Raw genomic sequence first — 18,647 nt, 5'->3', positions numbered from 1 at the left:
TGGAAGCGGATCGCGGCCGCGGCGATCGGCCAGTTCTGCTCGACGATCAGACGCGCGAGCTTCAATCGGCTGCGCGGGGTCAGTGCCGCGTTAGCGTGGGCCACGGAGGACCTCCCGGTGGTGATGGGTGCCGTCAGACAGCTCCACAGCACTCCCGAGAGGTCCTCCCCTCAAGATCATTCAGACCGTGTCGTCACACCGGTTCAACCAACGTGTCCGGTCAGTACACCTAGCCGCGCGCCGAGTGGTCCCGCAGCGTCGTGAGGAACCCCCGTCGGCAGCGACGCGGGACCACTCGACGGTGCACCGGGTGCTCGGTCAGAAGAGCATGGTGTCGGCGGCCTCGAGGTCGAGCAGCGCGCGCTTGGTCCCCAGGCCGCCCGCGTAGCCGGTGAGCGAGCCGTCGGCGCCGACCACGCGGTGGCACGGCACGACGATCGCCACGGGGTTCCGCGCCATCGCACCGCCGACCCGGCGGGAGTCCGAGAGCGGGAGCCCGACCTTCGTCGCGAGCGCGCCGTAGGTGATCGTCGTGCCCCACCCGACGTCGCGCAGCCCGTCGAGGATGCGGCGGTCGTGGGCGCCCGCCAGGTCGACCGGGACGGTGAACTCCCGCAACCCGCCGTCGAGGTAGGCGTCGATCTCGCGGCGCGCGAGGTCGAGGTGCTCCGTCCCGACGTCGGGCGGGGTGGGGCTCGTCGGGGCGGTGAACCCCAGGAGCGTCAGCCCGTCCGCCGAGGCCGCGAGGTACAGCGGCCCGATCCGTGTCTCGTGCACGACCGTCATGTCCGGGAGAACACCCCGAGCCGCCCGGGTGTTGCGGGTCAGCCCCCGGCGAAGGGCGGCAGCACGTCGACGACGGCGCCGTCGGCGAGGACCTCGTCACGCGAGTGCACGGCGGTGCCGTCGAGCAGGAACGACGACGCGGCCAGCACCTTCACGAGTGCCTCGCCGTGGTCCGAGGCGATCGCCTCGACCAGCGCGGCGACGGTGGTCCCGGTCGGCACCGTCAGTGCCTCCGAGCCGCAGCCCGCGGCGGCCTTCGCGCCGGCGAAGTAGCGGACCGTGACGGTCAGGGTGCGGGTCTCGAGCGAGCTCGTCATCATCCTCCGATCGCGCTCATGGGACGGTCGGGCTGCAGGAACCCGGGGTCGTCGATGCCGTGGCCGGGCTTCTTGCCCCACATCGCGACCCGCCACGCCGCGGCGATCTCGGCATCGGTGCCGCCGCCGCGCAGGAGGGACCGTAGGTCGTTCTCGGAGCGGGCGAACAGGCAGGTGCGCACCTGACCGTCGGCGGTCAGCCGCGTGCGGTCGCAGGTCCCGCAGAACGGGCGGGTGACCGACGCGATGACGCCCACGCGGGCCGGGCCGCCCCCGGGGCGCTCCCACCCGTCGACGAGGAACCGCTCGGCCGGGGCGCCGCCGCGCTCGGCCGGGTCGGGTCGCAGCGAGAACCGGGTCTGCAGCGAGGCGAGGATCTGCTCGGCGGTGATCATGCGGTCGCGCTGCCAGGAGTGACCGGCGTCGAGCGGCATCTGCTCGATGATGCGCAGCTCGAAGCCCTCGGCCAGGGCCCAGCCGAGCAGGTCCGGGGCCTCGTCGTCGTTCAGACCCGGCATGAGCACCGTGTTGATCTTGATGGGACCGAGGCCCGCGTCACGGGCGGCCGCGAGGCCGTCGAGGACGTCCCCGAGCCGGTCGCGCCGGGTGATCTCGGCGAACCGCTCCGGGCGCAACGTGTCCAGCGAGACGTTGACCCGGTCGAGGCCGGCGTCCGCGAGGCGCCGGGCCCGCTTCGTCAGGCCGAGGCCGTTGGTGGTGACCGACATGTCGGGCTTCGGGGTCAGCGCCGCCGTCGCCGCGACGATGTCCTCGAGGCCGCGCCGGAGCAGCGGCTCCCCGCCGGTGAACCGGATCTCCTGCACGCCGAGGTGCTCGACCGCGATGCGCACCAGTCGGACGACCTCGTCGTCGGTGAGGGCCTGCTCGGTCGGCATCCACTCCAGGCCCTCCGCGGGCATGCAGTAGGTGCAGCGCAGATTGCACCGGTCGGTCAGCGAGACCCGCAGGTCGGTCGCGACCCGGCCGTAGCGGTCGACGAGGCGGGCGTCGGAGGGGCGGTCCGCGGCGGTGTCCGACGTCCCCGGAACGGACGGGACGCCGAGGTCGAGGATGGTCATCGCCGTCCACCCTAACCACGATCGAGGACCTGCGTGAGCAGCATCTCCGCAGGTCGGGGGCATGACCCGCAGATGCGGGGACCACCCCGAGGTGATCACGCACCTGCGGCTCGGGTCGGCCGGAACCGTACGATCGGAGGGGAGCGGGACAGCCGAGGCCCAGCGCGCCGCCGGGGTCGCGGATCCGGGGCCCGGGCGTCCGGATCCGCGACCTCCGCCCGCCGGTGGTGAGGTCGCCGTCGGCGCCGCCGCCCTCCGGACCGGCACGCGTCGGCCGTCCCCCAGCCGGGTGACACGCCGAACGAAGCGGACGTCCCGGGACGCCCGGGCGGGCGTCACTAGCGTCGGACCGTGACCACCACGGCGATCCGGCCGCCCACGACGGGTCCGGGTCCCGCCCGACGCCGGCGGCGCGGACGCGGCGTGCTGGCGGTCCTGCTGCTGCTCGTGGTCGTCGTCGTCCTCGGGGGCCTGGCCCTCGCCGCCGACGCCCCGCTGCGGCCGGTGACCGCGACCGTGGTCCGCGGCAGCGTCGTGCTGTCGGCCCACGTCGACGGCACGGTGGTGAGCCGGCGGAGCTCGGCCGCGTCCTTCCCGGTCGACGGCGTCGTCGCGTCGGTCGACGTCACGACGGGCGGTGAGGTCCGGGCGGGGGACGTGCTCGCGACCCTCGACGAGAGCGCCGTCCGTCCCCGCCTCGACGCGGCGCGCGCCGCGCTCGTGGCCGACCAGCGGGCCCGCGACGCCGCGGCCCGGGCGCCGGTGCCCGTGCCCGTATCGGTGCCTGCGCCCGTGCCGCCGCCGGTGCCCGACCCGGTCGCGATCGCCCGCCTCGACGCCACGATCTCCGCCGACCGGGCGACGCTCGCGGAGGCGCAACGGGTGCTGGACGGCGGCGTGCTGCGCGCCGCCCAGGACGGCACGGCGACCGTGGTCCGGGCGCAGGTGGGCGACCGTGTCACCGCGACCTCGCCGCCCGTCGTCGAGATCGCGGACCTCACGGGGCTCGCCGTCCGCGTCGGGATCGAGCCCGGCCAGGTCGCCGCCGTCCCCGTCGGGCGGCCGGCCGTCGTGACCACGACCGGCCCGCCGCGGTGGGGCGAGGTCGCCGACGTCGCCCCCGTGCCCGGACCCGACGGGCGCTACGCCGTCACCGTCGACGCCCCGCTCGGGGGCGCCGACCGGATCGGCGTCCCGGCCCGGGTGGACATCGTGCTCGAGCGCCGGGACGGGGTGCTCGTCGTGCCGGTCGCCGCCCTGCACCCGGGACCCGCCCCGGGTACCGCGACCGTCGAGGTGCGGCGGGATCAGGGCACGGGGACGGTGACCCGGACGGTCGGGGTCGGGCTGGTCGGCGACGGCGCCGCGGAGGTGCTCGTCGGCCTCGCGGCCGGTGACGAGGTGGTGCTCGGCGCCGGGCTCCCAGCGACGGCGGAGTAGGTCTCGCCGAGCCGGGCGACGCCGAGGTCGGCGGTCGCGGTGCCCGCGTTCGCCGTGTCGCGGTAGAGCCCGACCTTCCAGTAGCTCTGCTTCCCCGGGTAGAGCGTGCCGCCGGGCGGGCGGAAGCCGGCCACGGTCTGCTTCCCGTCGAGCCAGACGTCGACCCGGCCCTTGCCGGGGTCGGAGGAGAAGACGATCCCGACGACGATGTCCACGGGCCGCCCGGTCACGGCCGGCCCGACGTCGGTGGCGAACAGACGCGAGCCCCCGGGCCGGCCGAAGCCACCGCCGAGCCGGAACTTGCCGTCCTCGACCCGCAGTTCCAGGGGCGGCGAGCCGGTGCCGTCGTTCTTCCACTGCGTGGCGAGCTGGAAGCCCGACGGCTTCAGCGGGAACGACGGCGGCAGGGTGTAGGTCAGACGGAAGAACCGCGTCTCGCCCTCGGAGAACTCGGCGACGTCGGGCTCGACCTCGGCCCGCTGCGAGCCGCTGGGCACCGTGAACCGGATGGCCCGCGGCGGCCCGTCGACGACCTTCACCGACGAGCTGCCGGTGATGTTGTACGGCGTGTCCTTGAACCCGCCCAGGCCCTTCGTCGCGATCGCGCCGTCCCAGACGAGGCCCGTGGTCGACGGGGCGGGGGTGGCCCCGCTCGTCACGGCGGCCGGCCGCGCGGTGGGGACCGTCGTGGTGGTCGCCGGGGCCGTGGGCTCGGCGGTCAGCCAGACCCCATGGGCGGCAGGGACCGCGGACCCGTCGGCGGCGCCGCGCAGGAGCAGCCGGACCTGCACCTCCGCGGTGGGGGCGGCGAAGCGCGCGGGCGCGGCGTCCCGGACGGCGAGCCACGGTCCCCACGTGCCGTCGGGGGCCAGGCCGCGGGCCTGGAGGTCGACCGCGGTCCCGGCCGGGGTGTCGGCGGCGACGGTGCCCGCGAGGCCCGCGGCCGGCGCGAGCAGGCGGCGCGGGGCCGTCGTCAGGACCCCCTCGGTGCCGGGTCGGGCGGGGCGGACGCCACCGTCCGCGACGAGCACACCGGAGTCGTCGCCGCCCCCGAGGGCGAGCTCGGCGGCCCAGCTCTCGCCGGGCCCGGTCGGGGTGACGATGGCCGGGCCCGCGGTGGCCGTCGTGCCGGCCAGCAGGAGGGCCGCAACGACGGCGCCGCCGAGTCCCGCGATCCGACGGCCGGCCCTCGGTGATCCGGCGGCCGTCCCGACCACCGCAGGTGCTCGATGACCGTCGGCCGGTCGTCGGCGCTCAGCACGTCGGGACATCGGGGACCTCCAGAGCGGTGGCGGGGACGTACTGACCGGTGCCGAGGCGCAGCCAGCGCGCGGCGGGCGACGTCGTGGTGGTCGACGGCCTGGTGGTCGACGGCGCGGAGATGGTCGTGGGTGCGGTGGTGGGCGTCGGACGGGCCACGGCCGCCGGGTCCACCGCGGCGGCGGTGACGGGGGAGGTCGTCGGCGGTGGACCGGCCGGGGCGGAGCACTCGACGAGGACCCGGGAGCGGGGTGCGATCGCCCCGATGTCGGCAGCGTCGGGCGAGGGCGCGGAGCGGACCGTCAGCGGGTCGTCGCCGCGGGTGGTGCCGGCGGGCCCGGTGCCGGTCCAGAGGTAGGTGACGTCGACCGGGGAGTTGTCCGCGAGGCGGAGATCGCGGCGGAACGTGCCGTCGGCGAGGTCGATCCCGGCGGGGTTCGCCACCTTCCGGCCGAAGCCGTCCCGGCCGTCCGCGTACCCGTCGTCGTGCGCGGCCTGGGCCTGGGGCACGCCCCGGCGGAGGTCGCCGAAGGACTGGCGGTCGGTGTTCCAGTAGTCGTCGCGGACGTTCCACGGCCCGACGTCCCAGACCGGCGCCCACGTGCAGCGACCGTTGTCGGCGCAGATGCGGACCGTGTAGTCCCCGGCGCCGTCGGGGGCGAGGCCGCGGCGGGAGGGCAGGGCGACGAAGCGGTCCTCGGTGACGATGCGGTGCCCGTTGGCGGTGGTGTTCCCGACGAGCCCGATGCGGGTGGCGAACACCCGGGCCGTGAAGGGCGCGGTCGCGACGGTCGTCGCGAGCCGCCGCGGCGCGGGGGTCGCGTCCGCGGTGAGCCAGAGGCGGCGCAGCGCCGGGCCCACTCCGCCGTCCCCGGCCACCAGGGTCACCCGCACCTGCACCTGGAGGGTCGCGGCGGGCAGCTGGGCCGGCCCCCGGTCGGCCGTCGGGATCCACTCGGACCAGGACCCGTCGTCGCGCAGTCCCCGGACCGCCACCAGGACCTGGGAGCCCGGCGGCGTGTCCGCGGTGGCGGCCGCGGACACCCGGTCGGCCACGGCGCCGAGCCGGCGCGGGGCGAGCAGCAGCGTGCCCTCGGCGGGGGCGGGGCCGGCCGTCGTCGTGCGGGCTGTGGTGTCGCGCAGCCGCACGGCGCCGTCGGTGGCGACGACGTCGACGTCGTCGCCGTCCGCGACGGCGAGCTCGGCCGCCCAGGTCTCCCCGGAGGGCAGTGCGGGCAGTGCGGGCAGTGACGGCAGGGCTCGCGCCACGGGGGCCGCGGGGAGGGCCAGCAGCGTCGCGGCCACCGTCAGGACCAGCCTCCAGCGCTTCGCTCTCCGCACTCGATCATGCAATCGGGCACTGCCCTGCACACGCAATCGATGCACGCGTGACGCATGTGAGTGATGACCCGCGGGGTGAATTACATCGGTGTCGTCATGATCGGCGCGCCACCGGCGCCACGGTCGTGCCACCCGGTAGAGCTACGACGTCCACGATCGTGTGAAGGAGCTGCGCGCGATGGGGCGCACCTGTCTGGTGCACGACGAGCGGGAGCAGACCCGTCGGCGCCTCGAGCTGTTGCTCGCGGGCTCCGGCGAGGCCGACGAGGTCGTGGCCGCGACCGACCTGGCCGACCTGCTCGCCCGGGTGGCGGCCGGCCCGGCGGACGTCGTCGTGCTGGGCATCTCCCGGTCGGGCACCGTCGCGTCGACGCTCGCCGCGGTCCGGGGTGCGGCGCCGGGCGTGCCGGTGCTCGTGGCGGGTCCGTCGGACGATTCCGCCGCGGTCGCGGAGGCGCTCGCGGCCGGGGCGGTGGGCTACCTGCGGTGGGACGCACCGCGGGCGATGACGCGCACGCTGGCCGCGCTCGCGGCCGGTTCCTCGCCGGAGGAGGAACTGCTCACGCCCCCGGCCGAGGGCGTCCACCTGGACCGGGCCACCCAGCGGGAGCTGGACCTGTCGGCGCGCGAGGTGCAGGTGCTGATCGGGCTGAGCCGGGGGATGACCCACGCCGACATCGGCGGGCGGTTGTACGTGTCCGCGTCGACCGTGAAGTCGCACGCGGCGCGGCTGTTCCGCAAGCTCGACGCGACCGACCGCGCGGAGGCGGTCGGCCGCGCCTGGGCGCTCGGGGTGTTCAGGCGCGGCTCTTGATCTCCACGCGGGCGACCGAGCGCAGGTGCACCTCGTCGGGCCCGTCGGCGAGGCGGAGCGCGCGGGCCCAGGCGTAGGCCGAGGCGAGCGGGAAGTCGTCGGACACCCCGCCACCCCCGTGCACCTGGATTGCACGGTCGATGACGCTGCACGCCATCCGCGGGCAGACGACCTTGATCGCGGCGATCTCGCTCGCCGCGCCCCGGGACCCCACCTTGTCGATGAGGTCCGCGGCCTTCTGCACGTAGAGGCGGGCCTGGTCGATCTCGATGCGGCTCTCGGCGATCTGCTGCTGGACCACGCCCTGGTTCGCCAGCGGGCCGCCGAAGGCGATCCGCTCGTTCGCCCGGCGCACCATCGCGTCGAGGGCGCGCTCGGCCATGCCGATGAGGCGCATGCAGTGGTGGATACGGCCGGGGCCGAGGCGGGCCTGCGAGATGGCGAAGCCGCCGCCCTCCTCGCCGAGCAGGTTCGACACCGGGACCCGCACGTCGTGGAACTCGATCTCGCAGTGCCCGTGCTGGTCCTGGTAGCCGAACACCGGCAGGGCCCGGACGATGTTCACGCCCGGGGTGTCGCGCGGCACGAGCACCATCGACTGCTGGCGGTGCTTCGAGGCCTCCGGGTCCGTCTTGCCCATGACGATGAAGATCGCGCAGCGCGCGTCCGCGGCACCGGAGCACCACCACTTCTTGCCGTTGATGACGTACTCGTCGCCCTCGCGGCGGATCTCGGTGGTGATGTTGGTGGCGTCGGAACTCGCGACGTCGGGCTCGGTCATCGCGAAGGCCGAGCGGATCTCGCCGGCGAGCAGCGGGACGAGCCAGTCCTGCTTCTGCTCGGCGGTGCCGAACAGGTGCAGCGTCTCCATGTTGCCCGTGTCGGGCGCCTGGCAGTTGATCGCCTCCGGTGCGATCACCGGCGACCACCCGGTCACCTCGGCGACCGAGGCGTACTCGAGGTTGGTCAGACCGGACTCGGACGGGAGGAACAGGTTCCAGAGGCCGCGGTCGCGGGCCTCGGCCTTGAGGGTCTCGACGACGGGCGGCAGCTCGTGCTCGGCGGGGGTACCTCGGCGCGCGTCGCGAAAGGCGTCGTACTCGGCCTCGGCGGGGAGGATCGACTCCTCCAGGAAGGCGCGCATCCGCTTGGTGTAGTCGTCTGCCACGGCGCTGGGGGCGAAGTCCACGTCCGCGACTCTCCCACCGGTGGGTGCGGTGCGCGAGGGTGGTGATCCACGCGATCTCCACCACGGTCACCCGCCGTCCCGAAGATGCTCCCCCTTCCGGGTCACCACAGCCGTACCTACGTGCCTAGACTGCGCGCCGTGACGCACTTCCGGATCGCCGAGGCGGCTCGTCTGCTCGGGGTCAGCGACGACACGGTCCGTCGCTGGACCGACGGCGGCGCCCTACCCGTCGAGGCCGACTCCAGTGGCCGCAAGGTCATCGCCGGGGCCGACCTCGCGGCGTTCGCGCGGGCCCAGGCCCACGCCACGCCCGACCCGTCGGGCGTCGGGCGCTCGGCCCGGAACCGCTTCGTCGGCCTGGTGACCGACATCCAGAGCGACAAGGTCATGTCGCAGGTCGAGATCCAGTGCGGTCCGCACCGCGTCGTGTCGCTCATGAGCACCGAGGCGGTGCACGAGCTCGCCCTCGAGGTCGGCTCGCTCGCGGTCGCCGTCGTCAAGGCCACCCACATCATCGTCGAGACCCCTGGAGGAACCGCGTGAGGACCCGCTTCCGTGCCGCGCTCATGGCCGGCACCGCTGCCGTGCTCGGGCTCGCCCTGACCGCGTGCGGCGGATCCGATTCCGGCTCCGGCGCGCAGGCGCAGGCGCCCGCCCGCACCCTCACGGTGTCGGCGGCCGCCTCGCTCACGAGCGTCTACCAGCAGCTCGGCACCGAGTTCCAGAACGCGAACCCCGGCACCACCGTGAAGTTCAACTTCGGCGGCTCGGACGCGCTGGCCCAGCAGGTCGTGCAGGGTGCGCCGGCCGACGTGCTCGCGACGGCGAGCTCGAAGACGATGCAGACCGCGGTGCAGGCCGGGAAGATCCAGGGCGAGCCCGTCGTCTACGCGACGAACTCGCTGCAGATCGCGGTGGCCCCGAACAACCCGAAGGGCATCACCTCGCTCCAGGACCTGACCAAGCCCGGCGTCGTCTCCGTGGTCTGCGCTCCCGCCGTCCCGTGCGGCGCGGCCGCCCAGGCCGCCGAGAAGGCCGCGAACGTCATTCTGACGCCCGCCAGCGAGGAACAGGACGTCAAGGGCGTGCTCAACCGCGTCCAGACCGGCAACGCCGACGCGGGCCTCGTCTACGTCACCGACGTGAAGTCCACCGCCGGCAAGGTCGCCGGCGTGAGCTTCCCGCAGGCCTCGGCGCAGGGAGCGATCCAGTCCTACCCGATCGGCGTGGTCACCGGCTCGCAGAACGCCGACCTCGCGCAGAGCTGGATCAACTTCGTCCGCAGCCAGCAGGGCACCGCGGCGCTGCAGCAGGCGGGGTTCGTCACCAAGTGACCCCCGCTTCGTGAGGACCACGGTCCCGCGGTTCCTCTGGGTGCCGGCGGCGCTCGCGTGGCTCCTGGTCGCGATCCCCGTCGCGGGGCTCGTCCTCCGGGTGGACTGGCCGAACTTCCTCGGCCTCGTCACGACGCCGTCGGCGCTCGCGGCCCTGCGTCTCTCGCTGGAGACCGGGCTCGCGACGATGGCGCTCTGCCTGCTGTTCGGCGGTCCGCTCGCCGTGGTCCTCGCGCGGTCGTCACTGCCCGGCCTGCCGTTCATCCGGTCGGTGGTGCTGCTGCCCCTGGTGCTCCCACCCGTCGTCGGGGGCCTGACGCTGCTGTTCCTGTTCGGGCGCACCGGCCCGGTCGGCGGGTTCCTCGACCGCGAGTTCGGGATCACCATCCCCTTCTCGACGGGGGCGGTGATGCTGGCCCAGACCTTCGTCGCCATGCCGTTCCTCGTCGTCTCGCTCGAGGGGGCGTTGCGGACGGCGGGGGAGCGCTACGAGGCGGTCGCGGCGACGCTCGGAGCCTCACCCGCGACCACGCTGTGGCGGGTGACGGTGCCCGTCGTCCTGCCGGGCCTGATGTCGGGGAGCGTGCTCGCGTTCGCCCGCGCGCTCGGTGAGTTCGGCGCGACGATCACGTTCGCGGGCTCGCTCGAGGGCACCACCCGCACCCTCCCGCTGTTCATCTATCTGGAGTCGGAGAGCGACCTCGACGGTGCCGTCGCGATGTCGCTCGTCCTCGTCGTCGTGGCGATCCTGGTGATCGTCGTCAGCCGCACCCGGGATTTGCGGTGAGCCGCCTCGAGGTCGACGTCGCGGTCACCCGCGGGTCGTTCGCACTCGACGTCTCGGTGACCGTGGAGTCCGGCGAGGTCGTCGCGGTGCTCGGCGCGAACGGCGCCGGGAAGTCGACGTTCCTCGGCGCGCTCGCGGGGCTGTACCGCCCCGACCGGGGCTCGATCGTGCTCGCCGGCCGCGCCCTCGACGACGTGCCCGTGCACCGCCGGCGGGTCGGTCTGCTGAGCCAGTCGGCACTGCTCTTCCCCCACCTCACCGCCCGCGACAACGTCGCCTTCGGGCCGCGCTCCACCGGTTCCCGACGACGGGCCGCGCGGGAGACCGCGGACCGCTGGCTCGCGATGGTGGACGCCACGGCCCTCGCCGACCGGCGGCCCGCCGAGCTGTCCGGCGGCCAGGCCCAGCGCATCGCCATCGCGCGCGCGCTCGCCTGCGACCCGGAACTGCTGCTGCTCGACGAACCCTTCGCGGCGCTCGACGTCGACGTCACCCCGGCCGTCCGGTCGCTGCTGCGCCGCGTGGTGCGCGCCGCCGGGGTGACCACGCTGATGGTCACCCACGACGTGCTCGACGCCGTCGTCCTCGCCGACCGCCTCGTCGTGCTCGACGGCGGCCGCGTCGTCGAGTCCGGCCCGACCGCCGAGGTGCTGCGCCGGCCGCGGTCCGCCTTCGCGGCGCGCATCGCGGGGCTCGACCTCGTCCCGGGCCGCTCCTGCCGGGAGGGCCTGCGGACCGCGGAGGGCACGGTGATCGGAGGCGTGCACCCGGAGCCGGTCGCCGACGGGGAGCCGGCCGTGGCGCTGTTCTCCCCGGCCTCGGTGGCCGTGTTCCGCGACCCGCCGAAGGGATCGCCGCGCACGATGGTGCCGGTCCGGCTCGCCGCGATGGAGCCGCACGGCGAGCTCGTCCGGCTCCGCGCGGGCGTTCCCGACGACGGGCCGGGCTGGGTCGACGGCCTCGCCGCCGACGTCACCCCGGCCGCCGTCGCCGACCTCGGCGTCGAGCCGGGCGACGAGCTGTGGTTCACGGTGAAGGCGGCCGAGGTGGAGGTCTACCCGGCGGGCCGGTGAGGACCGGACTCACTCCGTGCAACGCCCGCATCACCCCAACGTGTCGGTGGTTGGACCCCGTCGGCGGTTACCGTGGCCCTCAAGCGAAGTCGATATACCGGATCCGAGGATCGGGGCGGACGCCGGAGGAGGGGGCGGGATGGCGGTCGAGACCACGGAGGACGTGGACGCGGACCTGCGCGCCGTCCTCGCCGAGCGGTCGATCCGCACGGTCTTCCAGCCGATCGTCGAGCTCCCGACCCGTCAGGTCGTCGGCGTCGAGGCCCTCACCCGGGGACCGCGCGACACGGCCCTCGAGCGCCCGGACGCCCTGTTCGCCGCCGCGCGGGCGGCGGGGCTCACGGGGGAGCTCGACCGGCTCTGTCACGACGTGGCCCTCACCTGGTGGGAGACGGCACGGCCGCCCGCCGAGCTGCGGCTGTTCCTCAACTGCGAGCCCGCCGGCCTGGGCGCCACCTCGTGGGCGGCCCTCCTCGCCACCATCGCGCGGTACCCGGAGGTGCAGGTCGTCGTCGAGATCACCGAGCGCGACCTGGCCCGCGACCCCGCGGAGCTGCTCACGTTCACCGAGCACCTGCGGGCGGCGGGAGTGGGGATCGCCCTGGACGACGTCGGGGTGGACGCCGACTCGCTCGCGCTCATGCCGTTCCTCATGCCCGACGTCGTCAAGCTCGACATGGGCATGCTGCGCCGAACCCCGGACAACGCCCTCGTGCGGGTGCTCTCCGCGGTGCGGGCCCATGCCGAGCGCCGGGGGGCGCTGGTCCTCGCCGAGGGGGTGGAGACCCTCGAGCACGAGCGCCTGGCGATCGCCTTCGGCGCCACCCTCGCGCAGGGCTGGTACTACGGGGCGGCGCGCCCACTGCCGGAGCACTGGCTCCCGGGCGGACTGCCGCGGCCCCGGTGGCCCCTGCCGCTGCACGGCCTGGACCAGGTGACGCCGGTCGGGAGCCCCTACGAGCTGGCGACGGCCCGGCACCCGGCGGTCCGCGTCCCGGTCGATCTGTTGATCGCGATGCGGCGGGAGCTCGAGGACGTCGTCGGCCGGAACGCCGGCCTCGCCGTCGTGCTGATCACGTGCCTCGATCCGCGCAACACGCCCGCCGAGCTCGCCGAGCACTACGCGGCCCTCGCGACGCACGCCCGGTTCGTCGGCGCCCTCGGGGCCGACATGCCCGCGGAGCTCGTCCCCGGGTTGCGCGGCTCGGCGCTCGCCCCCGGCGACCCGATCGCGCGCGAGGCGACCCTCGTCGTCGTGAGCCCGCACTTCGCCGCGGCCCTCGTCGCCCGCGAGCGCCGCGACGTCCACCCGGGCGAGCGCCGGGTCTTCGACCACGTCCTCAGCTACGACCGCACCCTCGTCGTCGAGATCGCCCGGTCCCTCATGGCGCGGGTGCTCCCGCTCGCCGACGACGAGCCGCTCCCGGAGGAGCGCCGGTCGGCGTGACGCGTCCTACGTGTCCGACGGCCCGCCGAACAACGGCTCGTCGACCGAGCGGATCTCTTGGCCGGGCAGCCCGCCCGGGTGCTCGCGGCGTACCCGGTCGAGCGCGGCAAGCGCGATCCCGAGGTGGTGGCGCTTGGAGGTCTCGTAGAACGTCTGGGCGTCGGCGGAGAGCTTCGGCGAGCCGTGCAGCGGCTTGTCCGAGACGCAGAGCAGCGTCGCGTTCGGGATGCGGTAGCGGAACCCGTTGGCGGCGATCGTCGCGGACTCCATGTCGACGGCGACGCTGCGGCTGGTCTGCATGGCCGCGAGCGTCAGCTTCTGGTTGAGCTCCCAGTTGCGGTTGTCCGTGGTGTGCACGGTGCCGATCCGGTACTCGGCCCCCGCGTCCTCCAGCGCCTCGAGCAGGAACGTGTTGAGCCGGTGGTTCGGGATCACCGGCACGTTGAGCGGCAGCACCTCGTCGAGCACGTGGTCGAAGCGCTGGTAGCCGGTCGCCAGGACGAAGTCGCCCTTCTGCTGGTGGTTCCGCAGCCCGCCGCAGTGCCCGATCATGATCATCGTGTCGGGGCGCAGGACCGCGACGTGGTCGGTCGCGGTCTTCGCGTTGGCCGGCCCGACACCGATGTTCACCAGGGTCACGCCGTCGCCCTCGGGCAGCACGTGGTGGTAGGCGGGCATCTGGACGTCGTGGTCCGGGCGGACGGCGTCGGGCCAGCGCTCCAGGAACGCCTCGACGTGCATCCCGTAGTTGGTGAACAGCACGTGCCGCTGGAAGGCCGCCGCGGGCGTGCCCGTGTAGTGGCCGAGCCGGTCGGTCGAGAGCTGCATCCGCTCGGGACCGAACAGGAAGAGCTTCTTGGAGCGGGCGTCGACCCGGTCCTCGTCGAGGGCGGCGAAGAACGACGGGTCCTCGAAGGCCAGCGCGGGCCGCGCCGGTCGCACCGTGATCCGGGCGCCCGCGCGCAGGAGCGCCTCGAGCTCGCGGCACAGGTAGCGCCGGATCGCCGCGGTGCGGGAGAACTCGCCGGTCAGGCGCGGGTTGACCGCCGACCAGGGGCGCACGACCTCGATGGTCGAGTACCAGCCGTCGTCGTCGATGGCGCCGAGCGTGTCCACCAGGCGGGCCACGGCGTCGTCGTAGGTGTCCAGGGCCGCGCCGTCGGCGCTCGCGGTGGTCCGGGGGTGGGTGGCGGTCACGGCACCCGATGCTCCCAGCTGGTTCCCGACGGCGGGGCGGCGAGGGTTCACGCTGTCGGTGGGTCGTGCGATCGTGAGGTGGACCACGATCGGATCCGTCATGGAGGTCATCCGGTGAGCGCCCCAGCCGTCCCGTCCTACGCATCCGGAATCTCGGACGAGCCGCTGCTCGGCGACACGATCGGCGACAACCTCGACCGCACGGTCGCCCGCGTCCCCGACGGCGAGGCGCTCGTGGACCGGGCGCAGGGGCTGCGCTACACGTGGTCGGAGTTCCTCGCGGAGGTCGACGCGCTGGCGCTGGGCCTGCTGGACCTCGGGATCGTCAAGGGCGACCGGGTCGGCATCTGGGCGCCGAACTGCGCGCAGTGGACGCTGCTGCAGTACGCGACGGCGAAGGTCGGCGCGATCCTCGTCAACGTCAACCCGGCCTACCGCACCCATGAGCTCGAGTTCGTGCTGAACCAGGCCGGGGTGCGGCTGCTGGTGGCGGCGCGGGAGTTCAAGACCTCGAAGTACGCGGAGATGATCGAGGAGGTCCGGCTGGGCTGCGCCGCGCTGGAGACGGTGATCATCACCGACTCGCCCGAGTGGTCGGCGCTGTTCGTCGACGGCGACGTGTCACGGGTGCGCGCGGTGCAGGCGGAGCTGTCGGCCGACGACGCGATCAACATCCAGTACACCTCGGGCACCACCGGGTTCCCGAAGGGTGCGACGCTCTCGCACCACAACATCCTCAACAACGGCTACTTCGTGGGCCGGCTGTGCGGCTACACCGAGGCCGACCGGGTGTGCATCCCGGTGCCCTTCTACCACTGCTTCGGCATGGTCATGGGCAACCTGGCGTGCTCCAGCTCGGGCGCGACGATGGTCATCCCGGCGCCGGGGTTCGACCCGAAGCTCACGCTCGAGGCGGTCGCGCAGGAGCGCTGCACCTCGCTGTACGGGGTGCCGACGATGTTCATCGCCGAGCTCTCGCTGCCCGACGTCGACTCCTACGACGTCTCGAGCCTGCGCACCGGGATCATGGCGGGCTCGCCGTGCCCGGTGGAGGTGATGAAGCAGGTCGTCGAGCGGTTCGGGATGACCGAGGTGTCGATCTGCTACGGGATGACCGAGACCTCGCCGGTGTCCACGCAGACCCGCGCGAACGACTCGCTGGACCGCCGCGTCTCCACCGTCGGGCGCACGATGCCGCACCTGGAGTCGAAGGTCATCGACCCCGAGACCGGCCTGACGGTGCCGCGCGGGACGCCGGGTGAGCTGTGCACCCGCGGCTACTCGGTGATGCTCGGGTACTGGGAGCAGCCCGACAAGACCGCCGAGGTGCTCGACCGGGCGCGCTGGATGCACACCGGCGACCTCGCGGTGATGGACGACGAGGGCTACGTCAACATCACCGGCCGGATCAAGGACATGGTCATCCGCGGCGGCGAGAACGTGTACCCGCGGGAGATCGAGGAGTTCCTCTACACCCACCCCGACATCCTCGACGCGCAGGTGATCGGGGTGCCCGACCAGCGCTACGGCGAGGAGCTCATGGCGTGGGTGCGCCTGCGCGACGGGGTCGACGGGCTCACCGCCGAGCAGGTCCGTGAGTTCGCCGCCGGCAAGCTCGCGCACTACAAGATCCCGCGCTACGTGCACGTCGTCGAGGAGTTCCCGATGACCGTCACCGGCAAGGTCCGCAAGGTCGAGATGCGCGCCGCGTCCGTGGAGCTGCTGGGCCTCGAGGCCGCCGCGCCGACGGCGTAGGCCGCCTCCCCCGGAGGCAGCGGAGCGTCGTCGCTGCCACGGGACGACAGCCACGACGCTCCGCTGTCACCGACGGCGCGCGGCCCTCATCTCCGACGACTCGGCGGGCCGTGCGGGATACGATGGTGGGACGCGCTCCGGCACACTGCCGGGGCGCGTTCTCGTCGACGAGAGAACGGGTGAGCACGGTGCCGACCGGCAAGGTCAAGTGGTACGACGCCGAGAAGGGGTTCGGGTTCCTCTCCCAGGAGGAGGGGGCCGACGTCTACGTCCCCAAGGGGTCCCTGCCGCGTGAGGTGGAGTCCCTGAAGTCCGGTCAGCGGGTGGAGTTCGGCATCGCCGAGGGACGCCGCGGCCCGCAGGCGCTGCAGGTCCGCCTGGTCGACCCGCTGCCGTCGGTCGCGGAGGCCAAGCGGCGGTCGCCGGACGAGCTGCACGGGCTCATCGACGACATGATCAAGCTGCTCGAGATCAAGGTCCAGCCCGACCTGCGGCGTGGGAAGTACCCCGACCGGCGCAACACGAAGAAGCTCGCCGAGGTCGTCCGCGCCGTCGCCCGGGAGCTGGAGGGCTGAGCGCCGGCCGGACGGGCCCGGCCGACGGTCAGCCGGGGCCCGTCGCGGTCAGCACCCACGTCGAGCGGGTGGAGAACAGGCTGCCCTGCGGCGTGACCGTCTGGCTGGCCCCGAACTGCTGCACCTCCACGCGCTGGAGGCGCCAGCGGGGGTCGGGGAGCACCAGCCGGAACTGGCCGCGCGCGTTCGGCGGGAACACCTGGCTCCGCCCGCTCTGCTGGGTACCGGTCTCGTCGAGGTAGGCGAAGGCGACCTGCCACGGCGTCGCCAGCACGGCGTCGGGAACGGTCAGGTCGAGCGCCACCCCGGCCGGCAGCGGCAGCGTCGCGACGTTGCCCGGGTCCGTCCGGCAGTCGGTGACCATGAGGTCGCAGTAGACCGTGGGCTCGGCCTGGACCGTGGCGCCGCCCGCGGCGAAGGTCACCGCACCCGGATCGTCGGGACCGGAGGAGACCACGAGCACGGTCACCACCGCGACCACCACCACCACGATCGCGACGACGGCGATCCAGGCCCAGCGGGGCACCGCCCGCAGCCGGGTGAGCATCAGGCGGAACGGCGGGGGAGCAGCGAGCGGCCGCGTGAGGTCATCACGGTCTGCACGGTACCGATCACCAGCACGCCGCTGATCACCGTGAACCCGATCCACCACGTCGGGGGCAGCAGCACCCCGAGCGTGCCGCCGAACACCCACGTGAGCTGCAGGATCGTCTCCGACCGCCCGAACGCCGAGGCGCGCGCGGCCTCCGGCATGTCCTGCTGCACCACCGCGTCCAGGCACACCTTGAGCAGCGCCGAGGCGGTCGCGCCGACGAGGCCGACCACGGCCGCCGTCGCGAGCCCCACCAGGACCGCGGCGGCGACGGTCGACGCGAGGGCCGCGCACAACGCGGTGATCAGCAGCCGGTCCGGCCGGTCGAAGCGACGCCGCGCGCCGAGCGCGTTCCCGAGGAACCCGCCCGCCCCCGCCGCGGCACCCACGACGCCGAGCAACAGCAGCTGGCGGCCCGGCGTGCCCTCGGTCTGGGCCTTGACGACGAACGCGGCGAAGAGCGTCAGGAACCCGGTGAGCGCGCGGATCGTCCCGTTCGCCCACAGGGCCGTGACGACCTGCTGACTCATCCGCACCCGCCGTCGGGACGTCCCGGGGCGGTCCCGACGGCCCGGCTCCGCTTCGCTGCGCGGGCGGGGGATGAGCACCGTCTCCATCTCGCCCGCGGTGACCTCGACCCACCGCGGGATGCGCAGGCAGAGCCAGACGGCGAAGAAGCAGATGCCTGCCGTCAGCCACGCCGCGCCCGGCGAGCCGAACAGGTACGACACGCCGGCGGCGATCGCCCCGAACACCCCGGACGCGACCAGGCCGAACACCGTGAGCCGGGAGTTGGTGGTGACCAGCGTGACGCCCGGTGGCAGCACGCGGGGGGTGACCGCGGCCTTGAGCACGCCGAAGGACTTCGACAGCACGAGGATTCCCAGCGCCGCGGGGTAGAGCGCCCAGCTGTCCAGGTACAGCGCGAGGACGACCGCGAGGGCGCCCTGACCCGCCGTCGAGACCGCGAGGGCGACCCGTCGGCCGCGCTGGACGCGGTCGAGCAACGGGCCGACCACCGGCGCGATCAGGGCGAACGGCGCGACCGTGATCAGCAGGTAGAGCGCGACCTTGTCCTTCGACTCCGCGCTCGCGGCCGAGAAGAACAGGGTGTTGGCGAGCGCGACGGCCAGCGTGGCGTCGGAGGCGTAGTTGGCCATCCACGCGTAGGTCAGCGCGGTCAGCCCGGAGCGGTCGGCCCCGTCGGCGGAGGCGGCGCGGTGGAAGGCCCGGATGCCCGCCCGGGTCAGGTTCCGCGTCCGCCACGCGGCGACCCGGGTGACGGTGATCTTGCGCGGTCCGGTGTCGCCCTCGTCCTGGCCGGTGAGCCGCCGCGTGGGCCGGGGTTCCCGACGGGTGTCGCGGTCGGTCTCGCGGTCGGTCTCCCGATGGGTCCCCCGGTCGGTCCCTCGGTCGGTCTCGCGGTCGGTCCCGCGCTCGCGCCGCCGCCCGGCCGACCAGCCGGCACGGCCGGTGTCGGCGTCGGGGTCGGGCTCGGGGCGGGACACGGGTCCATCGTCGCCCACGACGGCCGGATGATCACCGACGATGTGTTCCTGGCGTCGGGTGACGGCGGTGACGCATCGCTCTCGTGGGCCGCCGGGAAGCCCGGAGGCTGTCGGGGTGTTCTCGTAGACTGGCCATCGATCCTCCCCACCTGC

General features: G+C 74.1%; 17 protein-coding genes and 1 pseudogene. 8 read left to right on the top strand and 10 right to left on the bottom strand.

What is annotated here, in order from left to right; genetic code table 11:
• The 6 genes and pseudogenes from A3CO_RS38480 to A3CO_RS34530 form a co-directional block, all read right to left on the bottom strand.
• Positions 1–104 (bottom strand): annotated as a pseudogene (locus A3CO_RS38480) (IS481 family transposase); the annotation flags it as partial.
• Between the two features lie 214 nt (positions 105–318).
• Positions 319–786 carry a methylated-DNA--[protein]-cysteine S-methyltransferase gene (locus A3CO_RS0126810; protein WP_018335348.1) on the bottom strand — a complete coding sequence of 156 codons (468 nt, stop codon included), beginning with the start codon at positions 784–786 and terminating at the stop codon, positions 319–321.
• A 38-nt stretch (positions 787–824) separates the two neighbouring features.
• The gene (locus A3CO_RS0126805; protein ID WP_018335347.1) at positions 825–1,103 is read right to left on the bottom strand and encodes a MoaD/ThiS family protein; all 279 of its coding nucleotides are present in this window, start codon (positions 1,101–1,103) and stop codon (positions 825–827) included.
• Complete coding sequence (moaA, locus tag A3CO_RS0126800; RefSeq protein WP_018335346.1) at positions 1,103–2,182, bottom strand: GTP 3',8-cyclase MoaA; 1,080 nt, start codon at positions 2,180–2,182, stop codon at positions 1,103–1,105. The genes A3CO_RS0126805 and moaA overlap by 1 nt, the downstream gene beginning before the upstream one ends.
• A 1,307-nt stretch (positions 2,183–3,489) precedes the next feature.
• The gene (locus tag A3CO_RS36390) at positions 3,490–4,839 is read right to left on the bottom strand and encodes a heparin lyase I family protein (RefSeq protein ID WP_018335344.1); all 1,350 of its coding nucleotides are present in this window, start codon (positions 4,837–4,839) and stop codon (positions 3,490–3,492) included.
• A 37-nt stretch (positions 4,840–4,876) separates the two neighbouring features.
• A complete protein-coding gene (locus tag A3CO_RS34530; protein ID WP_018335343.1) occupies positions 4,877–6,187 on the bottom strand; it encodes a hypothetical protein in 1,311 nt (436 codons plus the stop codon).
• A 196-nt stretch (positions 6,188–6,383) separates the two neighbouring features.
• Here A3CO_RS34530 and A3CO_RS34525 point away from each other — a divergent pair, with 196 nt between their 5' ends.
• Positions 6,384–7,037 (top strand): helix-turn-helix transcriptional regulator, encoded by a 654-nt coding sequence (locus A3CO_RS34525; protein ID WP_018335342.1) that lies wholly within the window; start codon positions 6,384–6,386, stop codon positions 7,035–7,037.
• Here the strand turns inward: A3CO_RS34525 and A3CO_RS0126775 are convergent.
• On the bottom strand, positions 7,021–8,226 hold the full coding sequence (locus tag A3CO_RS0126775; protein ID WP_018335341.1) for an acyl-CoA dehydrogenase family protein: 1,206 nt from the start codon (positions 8,224–8,226) through the stop codon (positions 7,021–7,023). The genes A3CO_RS34525 and A3CO_RS0126775 overlap by 17 nt on opposite strands.
• Positions 8,227–8,364: 138 nt before the next feature.
• Here A3CO_RS0126775 and A3CO_RS0126770 point away from each other — a divergent pair, with 138 nt between their 5' ends.
• From A3CO_RS0126770 to A3CO_RS34520, 5 genes are all read left to right on the top strand, one after another.
• Positions 8,365–8,769, top strand: a complete 405-nt coding sequence (locus A3CO_RS0126770) for a TOBE domain-containing protein (RefSeq protein ID WP_018335340.1) — start codon at positions 8,365–8,367, stop codon at positions 8,767–8,769.
• Positions 8,770–8,792: 23 nt separating this feature from the next.
• Positions 8,793–9,560 carry a molybdate ABC transporter substrate-binding protein gene (gene modA, locus A3CO_RS0126765; protein ID WP_018335339.1) on the top strand — a complete coding sequence of 256 codons (768 nt, stop codon included), beginning with the start codon at positions 8,793–8,795 and terminating at the stop codon, positions 9,558–9,560.
• Positions 9,561–9,570: 10 nt separating this feature from the next.
• Positions 9,571–10,347: an ABC transporter permease gene (locus tag A3CO_RS0126760; protein ID WP_026205047.1), complete on the top strand. Its 777-nt coding sequence runs from the start codon at positions 9,571–9,573 to the stop codon at positions 10,345–10,347.
• Complete coding sequence (locus A3CO_RS0126755; protein WP_018335337.1) at positions 10,344–11,420, top strand: sulfate/molybdate ABC transporter ATP-binding protein; 1,077 nt, start codon at positions 10,344–10,346, stop codon at positions 11,418–11,420. The genes A3CO_RS0126760 and A3CO_RS0126755 overlap by 4 nt, the downstream gene beginning before the upstream one ends.
• Positions 11,421–11,559: 139 nt before the next feature.
• Positions 11,560–12,867: a sensor domain-containing phosphodiesterase gene (locus A3CO_RS34520; RefSeq protein WP_018335336.1), complete on the top strand. Its 1,308-nt coding sequence runs from the start codon at positions 11,560–11,562 to the stop codon at positions 12,865–12,867.
• Positions 12,868–12,873: 6 nt separating this feature from the next.
• Here A3CO_RS34520 and A3CO_RS0126745 read toward each other — a convergent pair whose 3' ends face one another.
• Positions 12,874–14,064, bottom strand: coding sequence for a phosphorylase family protein (locus A3CO_RS0126745; protein WP_245561609.1), 1,191 nt, complete (start codon positions 14,062–14,064; stop codon positions 12,874–12,876).
• A 114-nt stretch (positions 14,065–14,178) separates the two neighbouring features.
• On the opposite strand from A3CO_RS0126745, the gene A3CO_RS0126740 reads away from it, so the two are divergent.
• Together A3CO_RS0126740 and A3CO_RS0126735 are read left to right on the top strand one after the other, a co-directional pair.
• Entirely contained in the window at positions 14,179–15,819 is a 1,641-nt protein-coding gene (locus A3CO_RS0126740; protein WP_018335334.1) for an AMP-binding protein, read from the top strand.
• Positions 15,820–16,007: 188 nt separating this feature from the next.
• Positions 16,008–16,394, top strand: a complete 387-nt coding sequence (locus A3CO_RS0126735) for a cold-shock protein (RefSeq protein WP_026205046.1) — start codon at positions 16,008–16,010, stop codon at positions 16,392–16,394.
• Positions 16,395–16,422: 28 nt separating this feature from the next.
• On the opposite strand, the gene A3CO_RS36385 is transcribed toward A3CO_RS0126735, so the two are convergent.
• Together A3CO_RS36385 and A3CO_RS34505 are read right to left on the bottom strand one after the other, a co-directional pair.
• A complete protein-coding gene (locus A3CO_RS36385; protein WP_018335332.1) occupies positions 16,423–16,941 on the bottom strand; it encodes a DUF2771 family protein in 519 nt (172 codons plus the stop codon).
• A complete protein-coding gene (locus A3CO_RS34505; protein ID WP_051086100.1) occupies positions 16,941–18,494 on the bottom strand; it encodes an MFS transporter in 1,554 nt (517 codons plus the stop codon). The genes A3CO_RS36385 and A3CO_RS34505 overlap by 1 nt, the downstream gene beginning before the upstream one ends.
• Positions 18,495–18,647 lie beyond the last annotated feature (153 nt).

Origin of the sequence: Actinomycetospora chiangmaiensis DSM 45062 (assembly GCF_000379625.1) — a bacterium.
GTDB lineage: Bacteria > Actinomycetota > Actinomycetes > Mycobacteriales > Pseudonocardiaceae > Actinomycetospora > Actinomycetospora chiangmaiensis.
The sequence above is the reverse complement of the archived record's forward strand: the minus strand, read 5'-3'. Positions and strand labels throughout refer to the sequence as shown.

Bases quoted from the DNA above. Each gene is read 5' to 3' on its own strand.
- A3CO_RS0126805 (WP_018335347.1), bottom strand. From the start codon at position 1,103: ATGACGAGCTCGCTCGAGACCCGCACCCTGACCGTCACGGTCCGCTAC.
- A3CO_RS34520 (WP_018335336.1), top strand. From the start codon at position 11,560: ATGGCGGTCGAGACCACGGAGGACGTGGACGCGGACCTGCGCGCCGTC.
- A3CO_RS36385 (WP_018335332.1), bottom strand. From the start codon at position 16,941: ATGCTCACCCGGCTGCGGGCGGTGCCCCGCTGGGCCTGGATCGCCGTC.
- moaA (WP_018335346.1), bottom strand. From the start codon at position 2,182: ATGACCATCCTCGACCTCGGCGTCCCGTCCGTTCCGGGGACGTCGGAC.
- A3CO_RS0126810 (WP_018335348.1), bottom strand. From the start codon at position 786: ATGACGGTCGTGCACGAGACACGGATCGGGCCGCTGTACCTCGCGGCC.
- modA (WP_018335339.1), top strand. From the start codon at position 8,793: ATGGCCGGCACCGCTGCCGTGCTCGGGCTCGCCCTGACCGCGTGCGGC.